15 protein-coding genes and 2 pseudogenes are annotated in these 15,392 nt (G+C 28.6%); 13 read left to right on the forward strand and 4 right to left on the reverse strand.

Translation table 11 applies throughout. The features are described 5' to 3' along the window. Positions 1-258 precede the first annotated feature (258 nt). Positions 259-1,968, reverse strand: coding sequence for a phosphoenolpyruvate--protein phosphotransferase (ptsP, locus tag LJD34_RS05330; RefSeq protein WP_032091753.1), 1,710 nt, complete (start codon positions 1,966-1,968; stop codon positions 259-261). 159 nt (positions 1,969-2,127) lie between these two features. Here ptsP and nagB point away from each other — a divergent pair, with 159 nt between their 5' ends. From nagB to hisC, 10 genes are all read left to right on the forward strand, one after another. After that, entirely contained in the window at positions 2,128-2,865 is a 738-nt protein-coding gene (gene nagB, locus LJD34_RS05335) for a glucosamine-6-phosphate deaminase (protein WP_119362849.1), read from the forward strand. A gap of 94 nt (positions 2,866-2,959) precedes the next feature. Then, positions 2,960-3,529, forward strand: a complete 570-nt coding sequence (locus LJD34_RS05340; protein WP_032091751.1) for a CDP-alcohol phosphatidyltransferase family protein — start codon at positions 2,960-2,962, stop codon at positions 3,527-3,529. Then, positions 3,522-3,911, forward strand: coding sequence for a hypothetical protein (locus tag LJD34_RS05345; RefSeq protein ID WP_032091750.1), 390 nt, complete (start codon positions 3,522-3,524; stop codon positions 3,909-3,911). The genes LJD34_RS05340 and LJD34_RS05345 overlap by 8 nt, the downstream gene beginning before the upstream one ends. Positions 3,912-3,967: 56 nt before the next feature. Further along, on the forward strand, positions 3,968-4,156 hold the full coding sequence (locus LJD34_RS05350) for a hypothetical protein (RefSeq protein ID WP_022001335.1): 189 nt from the start codon (positions 3,968-3,970) through the stop codon (positions 4,154-4,156). Between the two features lie 93 nt (positions 4,157-4,249). Continuing rightward, a complete protein-coding gene (gpmI, locus tag LJD34_RS05355) occupies positions 4,250-5,770 on the forward strand; it encodes a 2,3-bisphosphoglycerate-independent phosphoglycerate mutase (RefSeq protein ID WP_032091749.1) in 1,521 nt (506 codons plus the stop codon). A gap of 14 nt (positions 5,771-5,784) precedes the next feature. Further along, a complete protein-coding gene (locus LJD34_RS05360; protein ID WP_227359360.1) occupies positions 5,785-6,288 on the forward strand; it encodes a bacteriocin in 504 nt (167 codons plus the stop codon). 19 nt (positions 6,289-6,307) lie between these two features. Continuing rightward, the gene (locus LJD34_RS05365; RefSeq protein WP_227359361.1) at positions 6,308-7,138 is read left to right on the forward strand and encodes a zinc ribbon domain-containing protein; all 831 of its coding nucleotides are present in this window, start codon (positions 6,308-6,310) and stop codon (positions 7,136-7,138) included. A 77-nt stretch (positions 7,139-7,215) separates the two neighbouring features. Then, the gene (gene pfkA, locus LJD34_RS05370) at positions 7,216-8,175 is read left to right on the forward strand and encodes a 6-phosphofructokinase (RefSeq protein WP_227359362.1); all 960 of its coding nucleotides are present in this window, start codon (positions 7,216-7,218) and stop codon (positions 8,173-8,175) included. Between the two features lie 9 nt (positions 8,176-8,184). Beyond that, a complete protein-coding gene (locus LJD34_RS05375) occupies positions 8,185-8,964 on the forward strand; it encodes an HAD-IIB family hydrolase (RefSeq protein ID WP_175301950.1) in 780 nt (259 codons plus the stop codon). 2 nt (positions 8,965-8,966) lie between these two features. Next, positions 8,967-10,034, forward strand: coding sequence for a histidinol-phosphate transaminase (hisC, locus tag LJD34_RS05380; protein ID WP_227359363.1), 1,068 nt, complete (start codon positions 8,967-8,969; stop codon positions 10,032-10,034). 53 nt (positions 10,035-10,087) lie between these two features. Here hisC and tagD read toward each other — a convergent pair whose 3' ends face one another. From tagD to LJD34_RS05395, 3 genes and pseudogenes are all read right to left on the reverse strand, one after another. Continuing rightward, a complete protein-coding gene (tagD, locus tag LJD34_RS05385) occupies positions 10,088-10,492 on the reverse strand; it encodes a glycerol-3-phosphate cytidylyltransferase (protein WP_032091818.1) in 405 nt (134 codons plus the stop codon). Between the two features lie 75 nt (positions 10,493-10,567). Then, positions 10,568-11,539, reverse strand: a pseudogene (locus LJD34_RS05390) (NAD(P)H-dependent glycerol-3-phosphate dehydrogenase); the annotation flags it as partial. A 13-nt stretch (positions 11,540-11,552) separates the two neighbouring features. After that, a complete protein-coding gene (locus LJD34_RS05395; protein ID WP_227359364.1) occupies positions 11,553-12,275 on the reverse strand; it encodes a YaaA family protein in 723 nt (240 codons plus the stop codon). A 65-nt stretch (positions 12,276-12,340) separates the two neighbouring features. Here LJD34_RS05395 and LJD34_RS05400 point away from each other — a divergent pair, with 65 nt between their 5' ends. The 3 genes and pseudogenes from LJD34_RS05400 (at position 12,341) to LJD34_RS16745 (ending at position 15,235) form a co-directional block, all read left to right on the forward strand. After that, positions 12,341-13,345: a nucleoid-associated protein gene (locus LJD34_RS05400; protein WP_227359365.1), complete on the forward strand. Its 1,005-nt coding sequence runs from the start codon at positions 12,341-12,343 to the stop codon at positions 13,343-13,345. Between the two features lie 59 nt (positions 13,346-13,404). Continuing rightward, positions 13,405-14,355, forward strand: coding sequence for a trigger factor (gene tig, locus LJD34_RS05405; protein ID WP_227359366.1), 951 nt, complete (start codon positions 13,405-13,407; stop codon positions 14,353-14,355). Between the two features lie 148 nt (positions 14,356-14,503). Continuing rightward, positions 14,504-15,235 (forward strand): annotated as a pseudogene (locus LJD34_RS16745) (NAD-binding protein). The last annotated feature ends 157 nt before the right edge of the window (positions 15,236-15,392 follow it).

The raw sequence follows: 15,392 nt of genomic DNA on the forward strand, positions 1-15,392 counted from the left end.
AGTACATTGTGCGAAAATAGCTCGTTGCCAGTTCCTTCTTTTTTTTTATGTTTTTACATGATCCTTGACAGGTCATACCATTGCGGTATGACTTTTTTTTCTGATATGCTTTATTGCATCATATAAAATAAAGATAATTTTGAGTTGCTATTATTTGATGTTTATAAACTTTCTGAAATTATTTGAATATCTTGACTTTTTGTATGAATTATTATTGGAAATTAGTAAAAAAAAGACCTCTTTTCGAGGTCTTTATTATTACATTTTTACTGTAGATTTAACTAATTCAACAACTTCTTCAGAAGTAGCACAATCTAATGCTTTTTCTACTAAAGCTTCCATATCAGCTTTTGATACGCTCTTAATTAATTTTCTTTGAGCTAAGATTGAAGTAGCTGACATAGAGAATTCATCTAATCCTAAACCAAGTAATAATGGAGCTGCAATAGCTTCACCAGCCATTTCTCCACACATACCAGCCCATTTACCTTCAGCATGTGCTGAATCGATGACATGTTTTAATAAGTTTAAGATTGATGGGTTGAATGGTTGATATAAATAACTTACACCAGAAGACATTCTGTCTGCTGCAAATGTATATTGTACTAAGTCATTTGTTCCTACTGAGAAGAAATCAACTTCTTTAGCAAATTTATGAGCTAATACAGCAGCTGCAGGAATTTCAATCATGATACCAACTTGTAATGTATCACTTACTTTAACACCTTCAGCAACTAATTTTTCTTTTTCTTCCATTAAGATTCCTTTAGCTTTACGGAATTCTTGTAAAGTAGCAATCATAGGGAACATGATTCTTAAATCACCATAAACTGATGCTCTAAGTAATGCTCTTAATTGAGTTCTAAAGATATCTTCTCTTTGGAAACATAAACGGATTGCACGAACACCTAAGAATGGATTCATTTCTTTTGGTAAATCGATAGCTTCGATTTCTTTATCTCCACCGATATCTAATGTTCTAACAACAACAGGTTTACCTTCCATACCTTCTAATACTTCTTTATAAACTTCAAATTGTTGTTCTTCAGTTGGTAATTCAGCAGATTCCATATATAAGAATTCAGTTCTGAATAATCCAACACCTTCACCACCATTTTCTTTAACACCTGCTAAATCTTTTGCTGAACCAATGTTAGCAACTAATTCAACTTGATGTCCATCAGTAGTAATTGTTTTTTCATTAACTAATTTCTTTAATTCTTCTTTATAAGCGATGAATTCAGCACGTTTAGTTTCATATTCTTTAACAGTTGTTTCATCAGGATTGATCATAACTGTTCCTTCAATACCATCAAGAACAATTAAATCTCCATCTTTAACTTCTTCTGTAATTGTTTTACAAGCAACAACTGCAGGAATTTCTAAAGAACGAGCCATGATAGCTGAGTGAGAAGTTCTACCACCAATATTAGTAGCAAATCCTCTAACTAAGTTTTTATTTAATTGTGCTGTATCAGAAGGAGTTAAATCATCAGCGATAATAACAACTTCTTCATCAATTAAAGCAGGGTTTGGTAATGGTTTACCAAGTAAGTTAGCTAATAAACGACGAGAAACGTCTTTAATATCAGCAGCTCTTTCTCTAAAATAATCATCATCCATCATTTCAAACATTGCAATGAAACTATTTGCAACTGCATCTAATGCAGCTTCAGCACATAATTTTTCATTATTGATTTTGTCTAAAACTTGTGTTTTTAATTCAGGATCTTGAAGTACTAATGCATGAGCATCAAATACAGCAGCTTCTTCAGCTGATAAGTTTTTAGAAGCAGCTTCTTTAATTGCTTCTAATTGTTTAGCTGTTTCAGCCATACAATCTTCAAATTTTTTGATTTCAGCTGCAACATCTTCTACAGTGTTTTGTGTTACAGTTAAATCAGGCATAACTAGTTTGTATGCTTTAGCAATTGCAATACCACTAGAAGCCCCAATACCTTTAATCATAGTATTAAACACCTCCATATTTACATTCCAATTCTAACCTATTTTTATTGAAAAATAAAGATATTTTCATTGTACGAAAGGACTTTTTAAGAAAAAAAACAAGTATTTATTGAATTGTTTGTCTAGACATGATAAGATGTTATCGAGGAGGAGTTTGCAATGAAAGTTATTATTGTTGAAAATTATGAAGAAGCAAGCCAAGAAGCAGCAAAAATTTTTATTAATCAAGTAAAGGAAAAACCAAAAAGTATTTTAGGATTAGCTACAGGATCTACACCTGTTAGAATGTATGAATTATTAAGAGAAGATCATGAAAAAAATCATACATCATATAAAGATGTTAAATCATATAACTTAGATGAATATTTTGGATTAGATGCAAGTCATCCACAAAGTTATCATTATTTTATGTATAAAAACTTATTCAATGGAATTGATATTAAAGATGAAAATGTTCATGTTCCATGTGGACAAGGAAATATTCAAGAAAACTGTGATGAATATAATAAAATGTTAGCTGAAAATCCAATTGATATTCAATTATTAGGAATTGGTTCAAATGGACATATTGGATTCAATGAACCAGGAACTGATTTTAATTCAAAAACACATTATGTTGATTTAAAAGAAAGTACTATTAAAGACAATGCAAGATTATTCTTTAATGGAGATGAAGATGCTGTTCCAAAACAAGCAATCTCTATGGGAATTCAAAATATTATGGATGCTAAAAGTGTTGTTTTAATTGCTTGTGGTAAAAATAAAGAAAATGCTGTTAAAGGAATGATTGAAGGACCTGTAACTCCAGAATTACCAGCTAGTGTATTACAAAATCATAAAGATGTAACTGTAATTATTGATAAAGCAGCTGCAGCTTTATTAGAAAAAGAATATTAAAATTAATGAGGGAGAAATCTCCCTTTTTTTGTTTAGGTTGAAATTTTTATCATTAAACTGTAAGATTATATTACTAATATAGAAGGTGAAAATTATGAAAAAAATAAGACTTAAAGAATTATTTAATATACCTAATTGTTTATGCTATTTAAGAATAATACTTATTCCTATTTTTTTACATCGCTATTTTTTAGCTGGAAGTAAAGAAGATTATTATATATGTGCTACTATTTTAATTATTTCAGGTCTATCTGATTTTTTAGATGGCTACATTGCAAGACATTACCAGATGATTACTGATTTTGGGAAAGTTATAGATCCAATCGCTGATAAATTGACACAATTTACGGTTGCGTTTGTTTTAGTTTATACGTATTCATGGATGTGGTTATTACTTCTTATCATTGTTTTAAAAGATGGAATGCTGGCTTTAGGGGGACTTTATTTATATGAAAAAGGAGCAAAGGTCCAAGGAGCTTCATGGTGGGGGAAAATTTCTACTGCTATCTTTGATGTTGTCGCAATCGTATTAATTGGAATACATATTCCAAATTCTATTTTTGCAACTATTTCAATTTTTGTTTGTATTATGTTGATGTTATTATCACTTGTTTTATATGCTAAACAACTGTTATCAATTTATAAGGAGCTTAAGAATGAATAAAAGGCAAATAAAGTTAAGTTGTTATTTAGAACAATTAAATATAGAGGTTGTTAAAGTAGAAATGATTTTAAATCAATTAAATAGATTAAAAAATAATCAAGAGATAGCTAATTATATAATTGAAAGGGATCTTTTAAAAACAAAGTGTCAATTAGAATTATCACTTGCTTCTTTGTGTATTATTCTAAGAAAAATGTGTGAAAATCAATTTATTACTTTAAATCAAGAAAGAAGAAAAGATATTAATAGTATTATCCATTCAAATCGTTTTGATTTTTTTGAGGACGATAAAGTTTATGTTTTTTCACAAAAAGGACAAGAAGAAGTCAATATCATTCAATTACTAGATTATGCAAAAAAGATATTTAAAGAAATCGTATGATTTTTTTGGACATCTTTTTTATTTTATCCAAGATAAAATAAAACTAGGTGGATAAAATGAATATTAAAAAAAATTGTGGTATTGTTTTGATTGTTTTGGGAATCATCTTAACGTTAGATCGAACAAATGAATTCAAAGGTATTGTTTCAATTATTGTTTATTATATTCAAGAATACTGGCCTTTATTCATTACTTTTTGCGGTGTTTCATTGCTTGCTACACCACAAAAAACTAAAAAGAAATGAAATAAAAAATACTGATTTTATATAGCTAAATGAATTGAAACACGATAACAAAAATGATAATATGTATAACGTATTAATGGAGGAAACAAAAAAATGAAAAAAAGACCTATCGTATTATGTATTATGGATGGTTATGGTATTTCTGAAAGCATTAATGGTAATGCTGTAAGACTTGCTAATACACCTAACTTAGATGATTTAATGGCTATGTACCCAAACACAACTATTTCAGCTAGTGGTATGCCAGTTGGTTTACCTGATGGACAAATGGGAAATAGTGAAGTTGGGCATTTAAATATTGGAGCAGGAAGAACTGTTTATCAATCATTAACTTTAATTAATAAAGCTTTAAATGAAAAAACTTTCTTTGAAAATGAAAAATTCTTAAAAGCAATTCAACATGCTAAAGATAATGGTTCTAAATTACATATTTGGGGATTATTATCAAATGGTGGTGTTCACTCATCAAATGAACATATCTATGGTTTATTAGAATTAGCTAAACAACAAGGTTTAGATAAAGTATATGTACATGCTTTCTTAGACGGAAGAGATGTTGCTCCTGATAGTGGTGTTGATTTCGTAAAAGAATTACAAGAAAAAATTGAAGAAATCGGTGTTGGACAAATTGCATCAATTTCTGGTAGATACTATGCAATGGACAGAGATAAAAGATTTGATCGTGTTAAATTAGCTTACGATGCAATCGTATGTCAAGAAGGTGAATCTTTCGAATGTCCAGTTCAATATGTAAAAGATTCTTATGCTAAAGATGTTTTAGATGAATTCGTTATCCCTGGTTACAACAAAAACGTTGAAGGAACAATTGATGATGGAGATTCAGTAATCTTCGCTAACTTCAGACCAGATAGAGCAATCCAATTAGCTACAGTAATCACAAATCCTACATTCTATGAAGGATATGTACCTGAAAAACAAGTTAAAGATTTAGAATTCGTATGTATGATGAAATATGCTGATAGTGTTAATGGAGAAATCGCATTCGTTTCACCTGAACTTACAAATACATTAGGTGATTACTTATCAGCTCAAGGTTTAAAACAATTACGTATTGCTGAAACTGAAAAATATGCTCACGTAACTTTCTTCTTTGACGGTGGAGTTGATAAAGAAATCGAAGGAGCTACTCGTGTATTAGTTAATTCACCAAAAGTTGCTACTTATGATTTACAACCTGAAATGTCAGCTTATGAAGTAAAAGATAAATTAATTGCTGAATTAGATAAAGATATTCATGATGTTGTAATTGTTAACTTTGCAAACTGTGACATGGTAGGACATACTGGTGTTATTCCTGCAGCAATCAAAGCTGTTAGCGTTGTTGATGAATGTATCGGTGAAGTATATGAAAAAGTTCTTGAATTAGGTGGAACTATGTTAATTACTGCTGACCATGGTAATGCTGAAGAAGAATTAGATGCAGATGGAAATCCATTCACTGCTCATACAACAAATGTTGTACCTTTAATTGTTACTAATTCTCATGTAGGATTAAAAGAAGGCGGAAAATTAGGAGATTTAGCTCCAACAATGTTACAATTATTAGGTTTACCAATTCCTGAAGAAATGGATGGAGAATCTTTATTAAAATAATCAATAAGTTCATATTGATTTCATTTTTAATAGGTATATTAAGTGGGTGTAGTCATACTACATCCACTCATACTATACAGAAAGATTTATCAAAAAATCAAATCATAGAAATCAATTATGATGATGTTTTAAAGAAAATAAATCAAAAAGAAGATTTTGTTTTATATGTTGGAAGACCTGATTGTAAAGATTGTCAAGAATTTGAACCTTATTTAAAAAAATATTTAAAGAAAAATAAAGGAGTTTATCTTTATTATTTCAATATTAAAGAATATCGAGATCAAGCGAATAGTCAAGAAGCAACAAAAAAAGAAAAATCTCGATATAACCAAATGAGAAAAAAACTTGATTTTTCATGGACACCTACTTTAAAATTAGTGATCAATGGGAAATTTGTAGATCAATATACTTTTTTAGATGAAGATTATTATTCATTACCAAGCAAAAAACAAAAAGAAAAGAAACAGGATTATATTGATAAACTTTCATCTTGGCTAGACCAAATATACCAAGATTAAAAGAAAGGATTGATAAAATATGAAAAAATGTCCAAAATGCCATAAAAATATACCAAGTAATGCAAAAGTATGTCCTTATTGTGGAACACCTCAATCTGGCTATCAACCAATGAAACGTACTCCTAAAAGAAAATACGCATTCATTTATCCAATTTTGATTATTGCACTTGTTTTCTTACCTATGGGAATTTCTTATTTCTTTGCATTTAATGCATTATCTGATAGTGGAATCAATCAAACAGCAACATTAAAAACATATACAAAATCAAATCAAGAAACAGTTGTATATCAATATGATTCCTTAAAAGAATTTTCAAAAAATGTTAAAAATAGTAAAAAATATGTCAATAAGATTAATAACATGGAATCGTCTTTAGAAAAAATAGTTGGAACAAAAAATATGGATTCAGAATATTTGTTTCAAATAACAGATAATAATAATCTTTATGTATCTGTTCAATATGATATTTCTTTAGATAAACAAAATACAATGAGTATTTCTTATGATTATGATTTATCAAAAGAAAGCCAATTACAGTTTGAATATCATTTAAATGATATTCAACAATTAGATGATGGCTATCAACAATTAAATCAACAAGTTACAAAAATAAATCAAATCATTACACTATTTAATGAAAAAGATAATCAAGAATTAATTCAAAAAACATTAAATGATTTAAAAAATAATGAAGCTGAAATTTCAAAAGAAACACTTTCTCATTATGGAAAAGGAATGACACAATCAAAAGGAAACGATCAATCTTCAATAAGAATATTTAATTATAAAGATACATATCGTTTAAAATTTTCTTATGATTCAAATTTAAATTTAGAAAAATTTATATAAAGCCAAGAAATTGGCTTTTTCTTTTTATGTAAAACAAGTATAATAGGGATAATTATAGGGGAAAAGTAGGTGAATCGATGAGAAAAATTGCAGTTTTAACCTCAGGAGGAGATGCACCAGGAATGAATGGGGCTATTCGTGCTATTGTTCGTGTAGGAATAAAAAGAGGTTTTGAGGTTTATGGTGTTTATGAAGGATATAAAGGATTAGTAGCAGGGAATATCAAAAAATTAGGGTATAGTGATGTTTCTGAAATATTATCTAAAGGGGGAACTATTTTAGAATCTTCAAGATTACCTTCATTTAAGGAAGATAAAGTTCAAGAACAAACAATTCATCAGCTTAAACAAAGAGGGATAGATGGGCTTGTTGTTATTGGGGGAGATGGAAGTTATAAAGGAGCTTTAGCACTTAGTCAAAAAGGAATTGATTGTATTGCTATTCCTGGAACAATTGATAATGATATTAATGGAACAGATGAAACAATAGGCTTTCATACGGCACTTTATAACATTATCGATGCTGTTAATAAATTAAGAGATACGTCTAGTTCACATCATCGCTGCTTTGTTGTTGAAGTTATGGGAAATCATGCAGATAATCTTGCTATTTATTCTGCAATTGCATGTGGTAGTGAAATTGTTATTACAGATAAAACAGAGTATGATGAAAATAAAATTATTGAAGAACTTAAAATATGTGAAGAAGAGTATCATAAAAAACATGCGATAATTATTGTAAGTGAAAAAATATTAGATGTTGAAAAACTAGCTAATCGTATTAGCGAAGAAACTGGATATTCAGGAAGATCAATTGTTTTGGGACATATTCAAAGAGGTGGATCACCTGTTCCTGAAGATCGTATTTTAGCATCTAAAATGGCAGAAGAAGCCATTTGTTTATTAGAAAAAAGAAAAAGTGGTTTATGTATCTGCATGAAAGATAATCAAATTATATCTAAAAATATTGAAGAAGCTTTAATTGAAAAAAATGAAAATCAGGATCGTTTATATCAATTATTTTTAGACTTAGCTTAAGGAGAAGATATGAAAAAAATATTATTTAGTGATATTGATGGAACAATTGCTAAGGGCAATTTACCCATTACTTATAAAGATCAAGAAGCTGTAAAAAAATTAAGAACACAAGGTCATTATTTTTCATTTTGTACAGGAAGAAATATTCAAGAAACAAAACTTGTCACACCACATTTTGAATATGATTATCTTGTTTTAAATAATGGAGCAATGATTGTTGATCAAAATGATCAAGTTCTTTATCGAAAACAAATAAAAAATGAAATTGCTAAAGAAATACTTAAAGAAAGCTATCAAAAATATCCTTATCTAAATTATACATTTTTTGATGGTCAACAAACATATGGATATATAAATCAAAAAACATGTATTTTAACAGAAAATGGTTATCAAGAAATAGCAGGTGATTTTTTAGAAATATTAGATCATACTCAAGATGATATTGATATTGTATGTGCTTTTCATCCACAAGAAAAATTAGATGAAATACTTGAAATTCAAAAACAAATCCACCAAAAATATGTAGGTATTCATGCAACACTCAATGTTGTTTATTTAGATATTACAGTAGATTGTACTAAAGGAAGTGGACTTAAAAAGCTTTGTTCATTATTGGATCAAGAAGTGATTTCTTATTGTATAGGAGATTCTTATAATGATTTAGATATGTTTGAAAAAGCTGATCATGCTTATACTTTTAATCGTGTAGAAAAACAAATAAAAGAAAAGACAGAAAAACAAGTTGATTATGTTTATGAAGTCATCAACGATATGTTAGAAGGGGAATAACAATGAGTTGGCAAGATAAATTAAGACAAGTAGAACCATATGTAGCAGGTGAACAACCAAAAATCAACAATATGATTAAATTAAATACGAATGAAAATCCATATGGTCCATGTAAACAAATAAAAGATATTTTAAAAGAAATCGATATTGAAAAATTAAAACTTTATCCAAATAGTGATGGAGAAGAATTAAGACATGCTTTAGCTAAGTATCATGGTTTAAAAGATGAACAAGTTTTTTTAGGAAATGGTTCAGATGAAGTTTTAGCACTTACATTTTTAACATTTTTTAATGGAAGTAATCCAGTATTATTTCCAAATATTTCTTATTCATTTTATCCAGTTTATTGTGATCTTTACCAAATGAATTATAAAGAAATTATTTTGGATCAAGATTTTAAAATGCATGTTGAAGATTTTAAACAACCAAATTCAGGAATTATTTTTCCTAATCCAAATGCACCAACAGGATTACTCGTTTCATTAGATTTTATTGAAGAAGTTTTAAAAAGTAATCCAGAAAGTATCGTTGTTGTAGATGAAGCTTATATTGATTTTGGAGGACAATCATGTGTCCCACTTATTCATCAATATGAAAATTTAGTGGTTATTCAAACGTTTTCTAAATCAAGATCTTTTGCTGGAGCTAGATTAGGAGTAGCTTTAGGAAATAAAGAAGCTATTTCTCATCTATATGATGTGAAAAATTCTTTTAACTCGTATCCTATTGATTATATAACTCAACAAATTGGACTTGTTTCTGTTTTAAATAGTCAAGATATGAAAGAAAAATGTCAAAAAGTAATTAAAACAAGAGAATATACAAAAACGAAACTAAAAGAATTAGGATTTGTGGTTCCAGATAGTTATGCTAACTTTGTATTTGTAAAACATCCAAAGATTGATGGGGAAGAATTATTTTTAGCACTTAGAAAAGAAGGCATTATTGTGCGTCATTGGAATAAACCATTGATTGATCAGTATTTAAGAGTTACGATTGGAACTGACCAACAAATGGAAAGATTCTTTGAATTTTTAGAAAACTATTTAAATCAAAAAGGATTGTTATGATTTTTTCATAACAATCCTTTATAAAAAAGAAGCTATAGCGATTGCTATAGCCTTTATTTTTCTTCTGTATGATGTAAATCTTCTTTAATTTGAGTTGTAGAAATTTCAGGAGTTCTTGGTAAATAAATAACTTCTACACCCTCATCTTTTAGATAATCAAATTTACCTTTCCAATCATCTCCAATAACAAAAGTATCAATATGATATTCTTTAATATCTTTGATTTTTTGATCCCAATTTTCTTCAGGAATAACTAAATCTACAAAACGTACAGATTCTAGTAGACCTTTTCTTTGTTCATAAGAGAAATAACATTTTTTATCTTTTTTCAAACGTGTAAATTCATCAGTTGAAACAGCAACAATTAAATAATCACCTAAAGCTTTCGCACGTTTTAATAAATTAATATGTCCGTAATGTAATAAATCAAATGTACCATAAGTAATAACTCTTTTCATACCTAACCCTCTTTTACTTTTAATAATACTATTTTCAAAATTAATATCTGCAACAGACTTTGTTAGCTCTGTTTTTCGATCACGATTCATTAATGCCTTGACTGCTTCATTTGGACTAACTTTACCTTTAACAATAGCATCGACCATGGCAGTAATTGGCATTTCTACATCATATCTTTTAGCAAGTTGCATTGCAGCAGGTAAAGCGTTTAAACCTTCAACGACCATACCAACTTCTTTTGTAGCGTCATCAACATTGTAACCTTGTCCAATTAATGTTCCACATTTAAAGTTACGACTATGCACGCTTGTTGCTGTGACAATCAAATCACCAATTCCGGCAAGACCATGGAATGTTTGTTCAAGGCATCCCATTGTTGTTCCTAAACGTGTCATTTCAGAAAGACCACGCGTAATAAGGGCAGCACGAGTGTTATCACCATAATTTAACCCATGGGAAATACCAGCTGCTAAAGCAATGATATTTTTTAAAGCACCACATAATTCAACCCCGCGGACATCAATGTTTGTATAAACACGCATGCATGTATCTTGGAAAAGATTTTGTACTTTTTCAGCAACTTCTAAATCATCACAAGCTGAAACAATGGTTGAAGGCATATCTCTTACAACTTCTTCAGCATGGGTTGGACCTGATAGAGCTACGATTTTTGCTTGATTTCCTAAAACATCTCGAATAATTTCAGACATTGTATAAAGACTATCTTTTTCAACCCCTTTAGCAAGATCGATTAAGATTTGCTCTTTAATATAATCTTTAGCTGTTTCCATTGTACTTCTCATAAAAATGGAAGGAACAGCAACCACTAAATACTCGCTATTGCATACTTCTTTAATATCTGTTGTAAATTCCATATCATCAGGAATTTCTAATTCAGGTAATTTTGGATGTGTTCTGTTTTTTTGAATATATTCAATTTCTTGAGGTAAAGCCGACCAAACCATCACTGAATGATGACGATTGCATAACACTCTTGCGACAGCCATCCCCCATGTACCTGCGCCTAAAACACCAACTTTATACATGATAAATAACCTCCTATTTTTTGATGTATTTCATTTTTTCATTTTTTATAAAAACCCAATGATCATCATTTGAATCATCTTCACTAAAATGATAATCATCGATCACAATTTCTTTTATTTGTTCAATATCTTCAATATGATGTTCAATCAAATAATTGAGTATCATTCCTCTAGCTTTTTTTAAATACACGGCATTTCGTTTAAAAGTATGCCCATTTCTTATCACAAAATCAAGTTGAATGATTGGAAGATCAAACATTTTTTCATATTCTTTCGTACTTAAAGAAAGAATAATATCTTCATTTTTTAAATAATCATTTAGTTCTTTATACCAATATTGATATAAATTTATTTCATTTAATTTATGTTTCATTTCTAAACGATGATAATTTACAGCATCATTATAACGTAAAATTCCATAAAGTGGAGAATTAATTAGTAAATGCTTATCTAAATAATCCCATTCTTCTTTTTGATAATTCTTTAAATCAAGCTGTTTAAAAACAACGCCATTAAATAAATTTATGGCTGCAAAAGTTTCCTCATTATGAAAATAATCATAAATTAATGAAGATTGTTTAAAAGAAATCTTCATCAAATCATGAATTTGATCAATATCTAATTCTTTTAATTGTTTTCTTAAAGATTCTGCTTTATTAAAAAACAATGGTGTTTGTTTTTCAATAGGAAAATGCTTTTCTTTTAAACTTTTTGCATCAGCAATTATAATTTTCATAGACTTCACCACATCCATTATATATTAAAATAAAAAATTATGATATACTACATTCGGTGATAAAGATGAATACAACAATTATAGATAAGATATTAATTCATATGCTCGATATGGAACATAGTCAAATTATTTACTCTGATCAATTTATTGATTTAATAGAGGGAACAACTGAATATTATGATAAAAAAATAGAAAAATGTTTAACGAATACAACCATTAAAGAACTCATTGTAGGAAGTGAACATCATTTATTACAAGCAGCTAGAAATATGATCATTGATGATGAACAATTTATTGTTGAATCTAAAAAGATTGCTCAAGATCTATTTGCTGTCAGCAAATATGTAGAAGAAATGCCTAATAGTAATTTAATGTTTGTTGAATGTAAAGTAGATGGAGAAAAGATGATTCTCATCATGAAGTTAAATTATAAAGTGACACCTATTTCTATTGTGGAAGAAGTAGATGGTAAAAGATTTATTAAATTTGTTAATAGACAAAGTCTTCCACCTAAAACTTCAGCTGTTGAAGAAGCAATTATTATCAATGTTGATAAAAACACAGTTTCTTTAATTGAAAAAAGATTTCAAATAGATGGAAAACCAGGCTATTATCTTAATGAACAATATATTAAAGGTGAACCTAAATTAACAGATAAACAAAAAATGAGTATTGTCAATAAAGTCGTTAAAAAAGTCGATAGTGAATATAATGTTTTTGAAGGTGATCCTACAGCTATGGTCAAAAAAGAAATGATTGATTTAGTGATGGAACATTTACCATTAAAACCAATGGAAATTGCGAAGAAGGTCATGGGTGATGATTATAACGCACAAGAAGAAGTTGAAACGATTATGAGAGATCTAGGAATTGAAGAAGATGATGAAATTGTTAATGTCCCACTTTCATTAGATCGTATGTCAAGATGTAAATTGGTTTTAGATGATGATCGTATTATTGAATTAAATGTTGAAGATTATTTAAATCATGAAAATATTACAACCGAAACAGATATGTCAGGATATTCAACAATTACTTTAAATAATATTAAGGATATTAAGATTAAATAAAGACAATAAGTTTTCTTTATGATAGAATAAACAGGCATATAATGAAAGGAAATAGATAAATGAGTAAAGTAATTAAATTAGGTAACTATAAAGGAATTGAATTTAAAGTAGAAAAAGTACCTGTATCTAATGAAGAAGTTGAACAACAAATTCAAATGATTTTAACTCAATCAAGTCAAACAGAAGAAAAAGATGGAGATACTGTTGAAAACGGTGATATCGCTACAATCGATTTTGTTGGTTTAAAAGATGATGTTGCTTTTGAAGGTGGAACAGGAAATGATTATGATTTAGAAATTGGTTCAGGATCATTTATTCCAGGGTTTGAAGAACAAATGATTGGTATGAAAGTTAATGAAACAAGAGATTTAAACTTAACTTTCCCAGAAAATTATCAAGCAGAAGATTTAGCTGGACAAGATGTTGTTTTCAAAGTAACAGTTAAAAAATTATCTGTAAAAAAAGAAGCTGAATTAAATGATGATTTTGTTGAAGGTTTAGGTGTACCTGAAATTAAAACAGTTGAAGATTTAAAAGCTTATATTAATGAAGGTTTACAACAACAACATGATCAACAATATGAAGCACAAAAAGAAAATACAATTTTTGATGCTTTCATGGCAGATAGTGAAGTTGAATTAGATGATGATGCAATTGATGAGGCATTAGATAGACAAATGTCTTATATGGCGAATCAAATGATGGCTCAAGGAATTCAATTAGATCAATACTTACAAATGACAGGTATGGATGAAGAAAAATTAAGAGAACAAATGAAACCATCTGCTACTCAACAAGCTAAATTAGAAGCTTTAATTGATGAAATTATTGCTGTTGAAAATATTGTTGTTACTGAAGAAGTTTTAGATGAACAATTAAATATGGTTGGACAAGCTAATCAAATGACTAAAGAACAAGTATTAGAAAAAATTGATTTAGAAGGATTCAAAAGAGATTTATCTCGTATGCAAGCAAGCCGTATTATTGTAAATAATGCAGTTGAAAAATAATGAAAATTCCACGATATAGTGGAGTTTTTTATTATACTGTATAAAAATAATTTTTTCATTGATATTTAGTTTGGTTAATGCAAAATAGGTTGAGTAATTAAAGAAAAAGGGTAAAAATATCTATCTGTATTAAAGAGTTTCATTTTTTATGAAAATCATTGTTTTGGGAGCCGGTAAAGTCGGAAAAACACTTATTAAACATATGTCAAATGAAGATCATGATATTATTGTTGTTGATCAAAATGCAACTAAAGTAGAATAAGTTGTAAACCAATATGATGTTATAGGTGTTGTAGGTAATGGTAGTTCATAGGATATATTAATGGAAGCAGGAGCAGAAGATGATAACCTTATTATTTGTGTAACTACTTCAGATGAATTAAATATTTTAGCAGGATTAATGGCTAAAAAAATGGGAACAAGACACACTATTGCACGTGTTAGAAATCCTGATTATTCATTACAACGTGATTTTATGAGAAATCAATTAGGTTTTTCAATGATCGTTAATCCTGAACTTGAAGCAGCAAGTGAAATTTGTCGTGTTTTATCTTTTCCTTCAGCTGTTAAAGTGGATACTTTTTCAAGAGGAAAAGTTGAGCTTGCTGAATTCTTTGTAGAAGATCAAAGTCGTTTAAATGGAGTTGAATTAAATCAATTCCATAAAATTACAAAAACAAATATTTTAGTATGTGCTGTAAGTCATAATGAAGATGTAATTATTCCAGATGGAAATTATGCTATTAAACCAGGTGATCATTTATATATTACAGGGACACATCGAGATTTATCAAGATTTTGTTTAGATATCGGTGTTATCACAAATCGTATTAAAAATGTTATCATTGTTGTTGGTATCAAAACTTGTTTTGTCTTTTGATATGTTAGCAGAACGACTTGAAATATTCCCAATGTTATTATTATTTGCTCCATCTCAATGGAAAAAATAGACTACTTAGAAATCCCTAGTGAACTTCTTTTAAAATATTGAAAATTATTTATTAGGAGATCTCGAAAGAGGTCTTTTTGCATTTCAC

The sequence above is a fragment of the Faecalibacillus sp. MSK20_93 genome, from assembly GCF_020589945.1.
GTDB classification, from domain to species: Bacteria; Bacillota_I; Bacilli_A; order Erysipelotrichales; family Coprobacillaceae; genus Faecalibacillus; species Faecalibacillus intestinalis.

What these genes read in the sequence shown, in the direction of transcription:
- ptsP (WP_032091753.1), bottom strand. Translation starts at nt 1,968, where the DNA reads ATGATTAAAGGTATTGGGGCTTCTAGTGGTATTGCAATTGCTAAAGCA.
- nagB (WP_119362849.1), top strand. Translation starts at nt 2,128, where the DNA reads ATGAAAGTTATTATTGTTGAAAATTATGAAGAAGCAAGCCAAGAAGCA.
- LJD34_RS05340 (WP_032091751.1), top strand. Translation starts at nt 2,960, where the DNA reads ATGAAAAAAATAAGACTTAAAGAATTATTTAATATACCTAATTGTTTA.
- LJD34_RS05345 (WP_032091750.1), top strand. Translation starts at nt 3,522, where the DNA reads ATGAATAAAAGGCAAATAAAGTTAAGTTGTTATTTAGAACAATTAAAT.
- LJD34_RS05350 (WP_022001335.1), top strand. Translation starts at nt 3,968, where the DNA reads ATGAATATTAAAAAAAATTGTGGTATTGTTTTGATTGTTTTGGGAATC.
- gpmI (WP_032091749.1), top strand. Translation starts at nt 4,250, where the DNA reads ATGAAAAAAAGACCTATCGTATTATGTATTATGGATGGTTATGGTATT.
- LJD34_RS05365 (WP_227359361.1), top strand. Translation starts at nt 6,308, where the DNA reads ATGAAAAAATGTCCAAAATGCCATAAAAATATACCAAGTAATGCAAAA.
- pfkA (WP_227359362.1), top strand. Translation starts at nt 7,216, where the DNA reads ATGAGAAAAATTGCAGTTTTAACCTCAGGAGGAGATGCACCAGGAATG.
- LJD34_RS05375 (WP_175301950.1), top strand. Translation starts at nt 8,185, where the DNA reads ATGAAAAAAATATTATTTAGTGATATTGATGGAACAATTGCTAAGGGC.
- hisC (WP_227359363.1), top strand. Translation starts at nt 8,967, where the DNA reads ATGAGTTGGCAAGATAAATTAAGACAAGTAGAACCATATGTAGCAGGT.
- tagD (WP_032091818.1), bottom strand. Translation starts at nt 10,492, where the DNA reads ATGAAAAGAGTTATTACTTATGGTACATTTGATTTATTACATTACGGA.
- LJD34_RS05395 (WP_227359364.1), bottom strand. Translation starts at nt 12,275, where the DNA reads ATGAAAATTATAATTGCTGATGCAAAAAGTTTAAAAGAAAAGCATTTT.
- LJD34_RS05400 (WP_227359365.1), top strand. Translation starts at nt 12,341, where the DNA reads ATGAATACAACAATTATAGATAAGATATTAATTCATATGCTCGATATG.
- tig (WP_227359366.1), top strand. Translation starts at nt 13,405, where the DNA reads ATGAGTAAAGTAATTAAATTAGGTAACTATAAAGGAATTGAATTTAAA.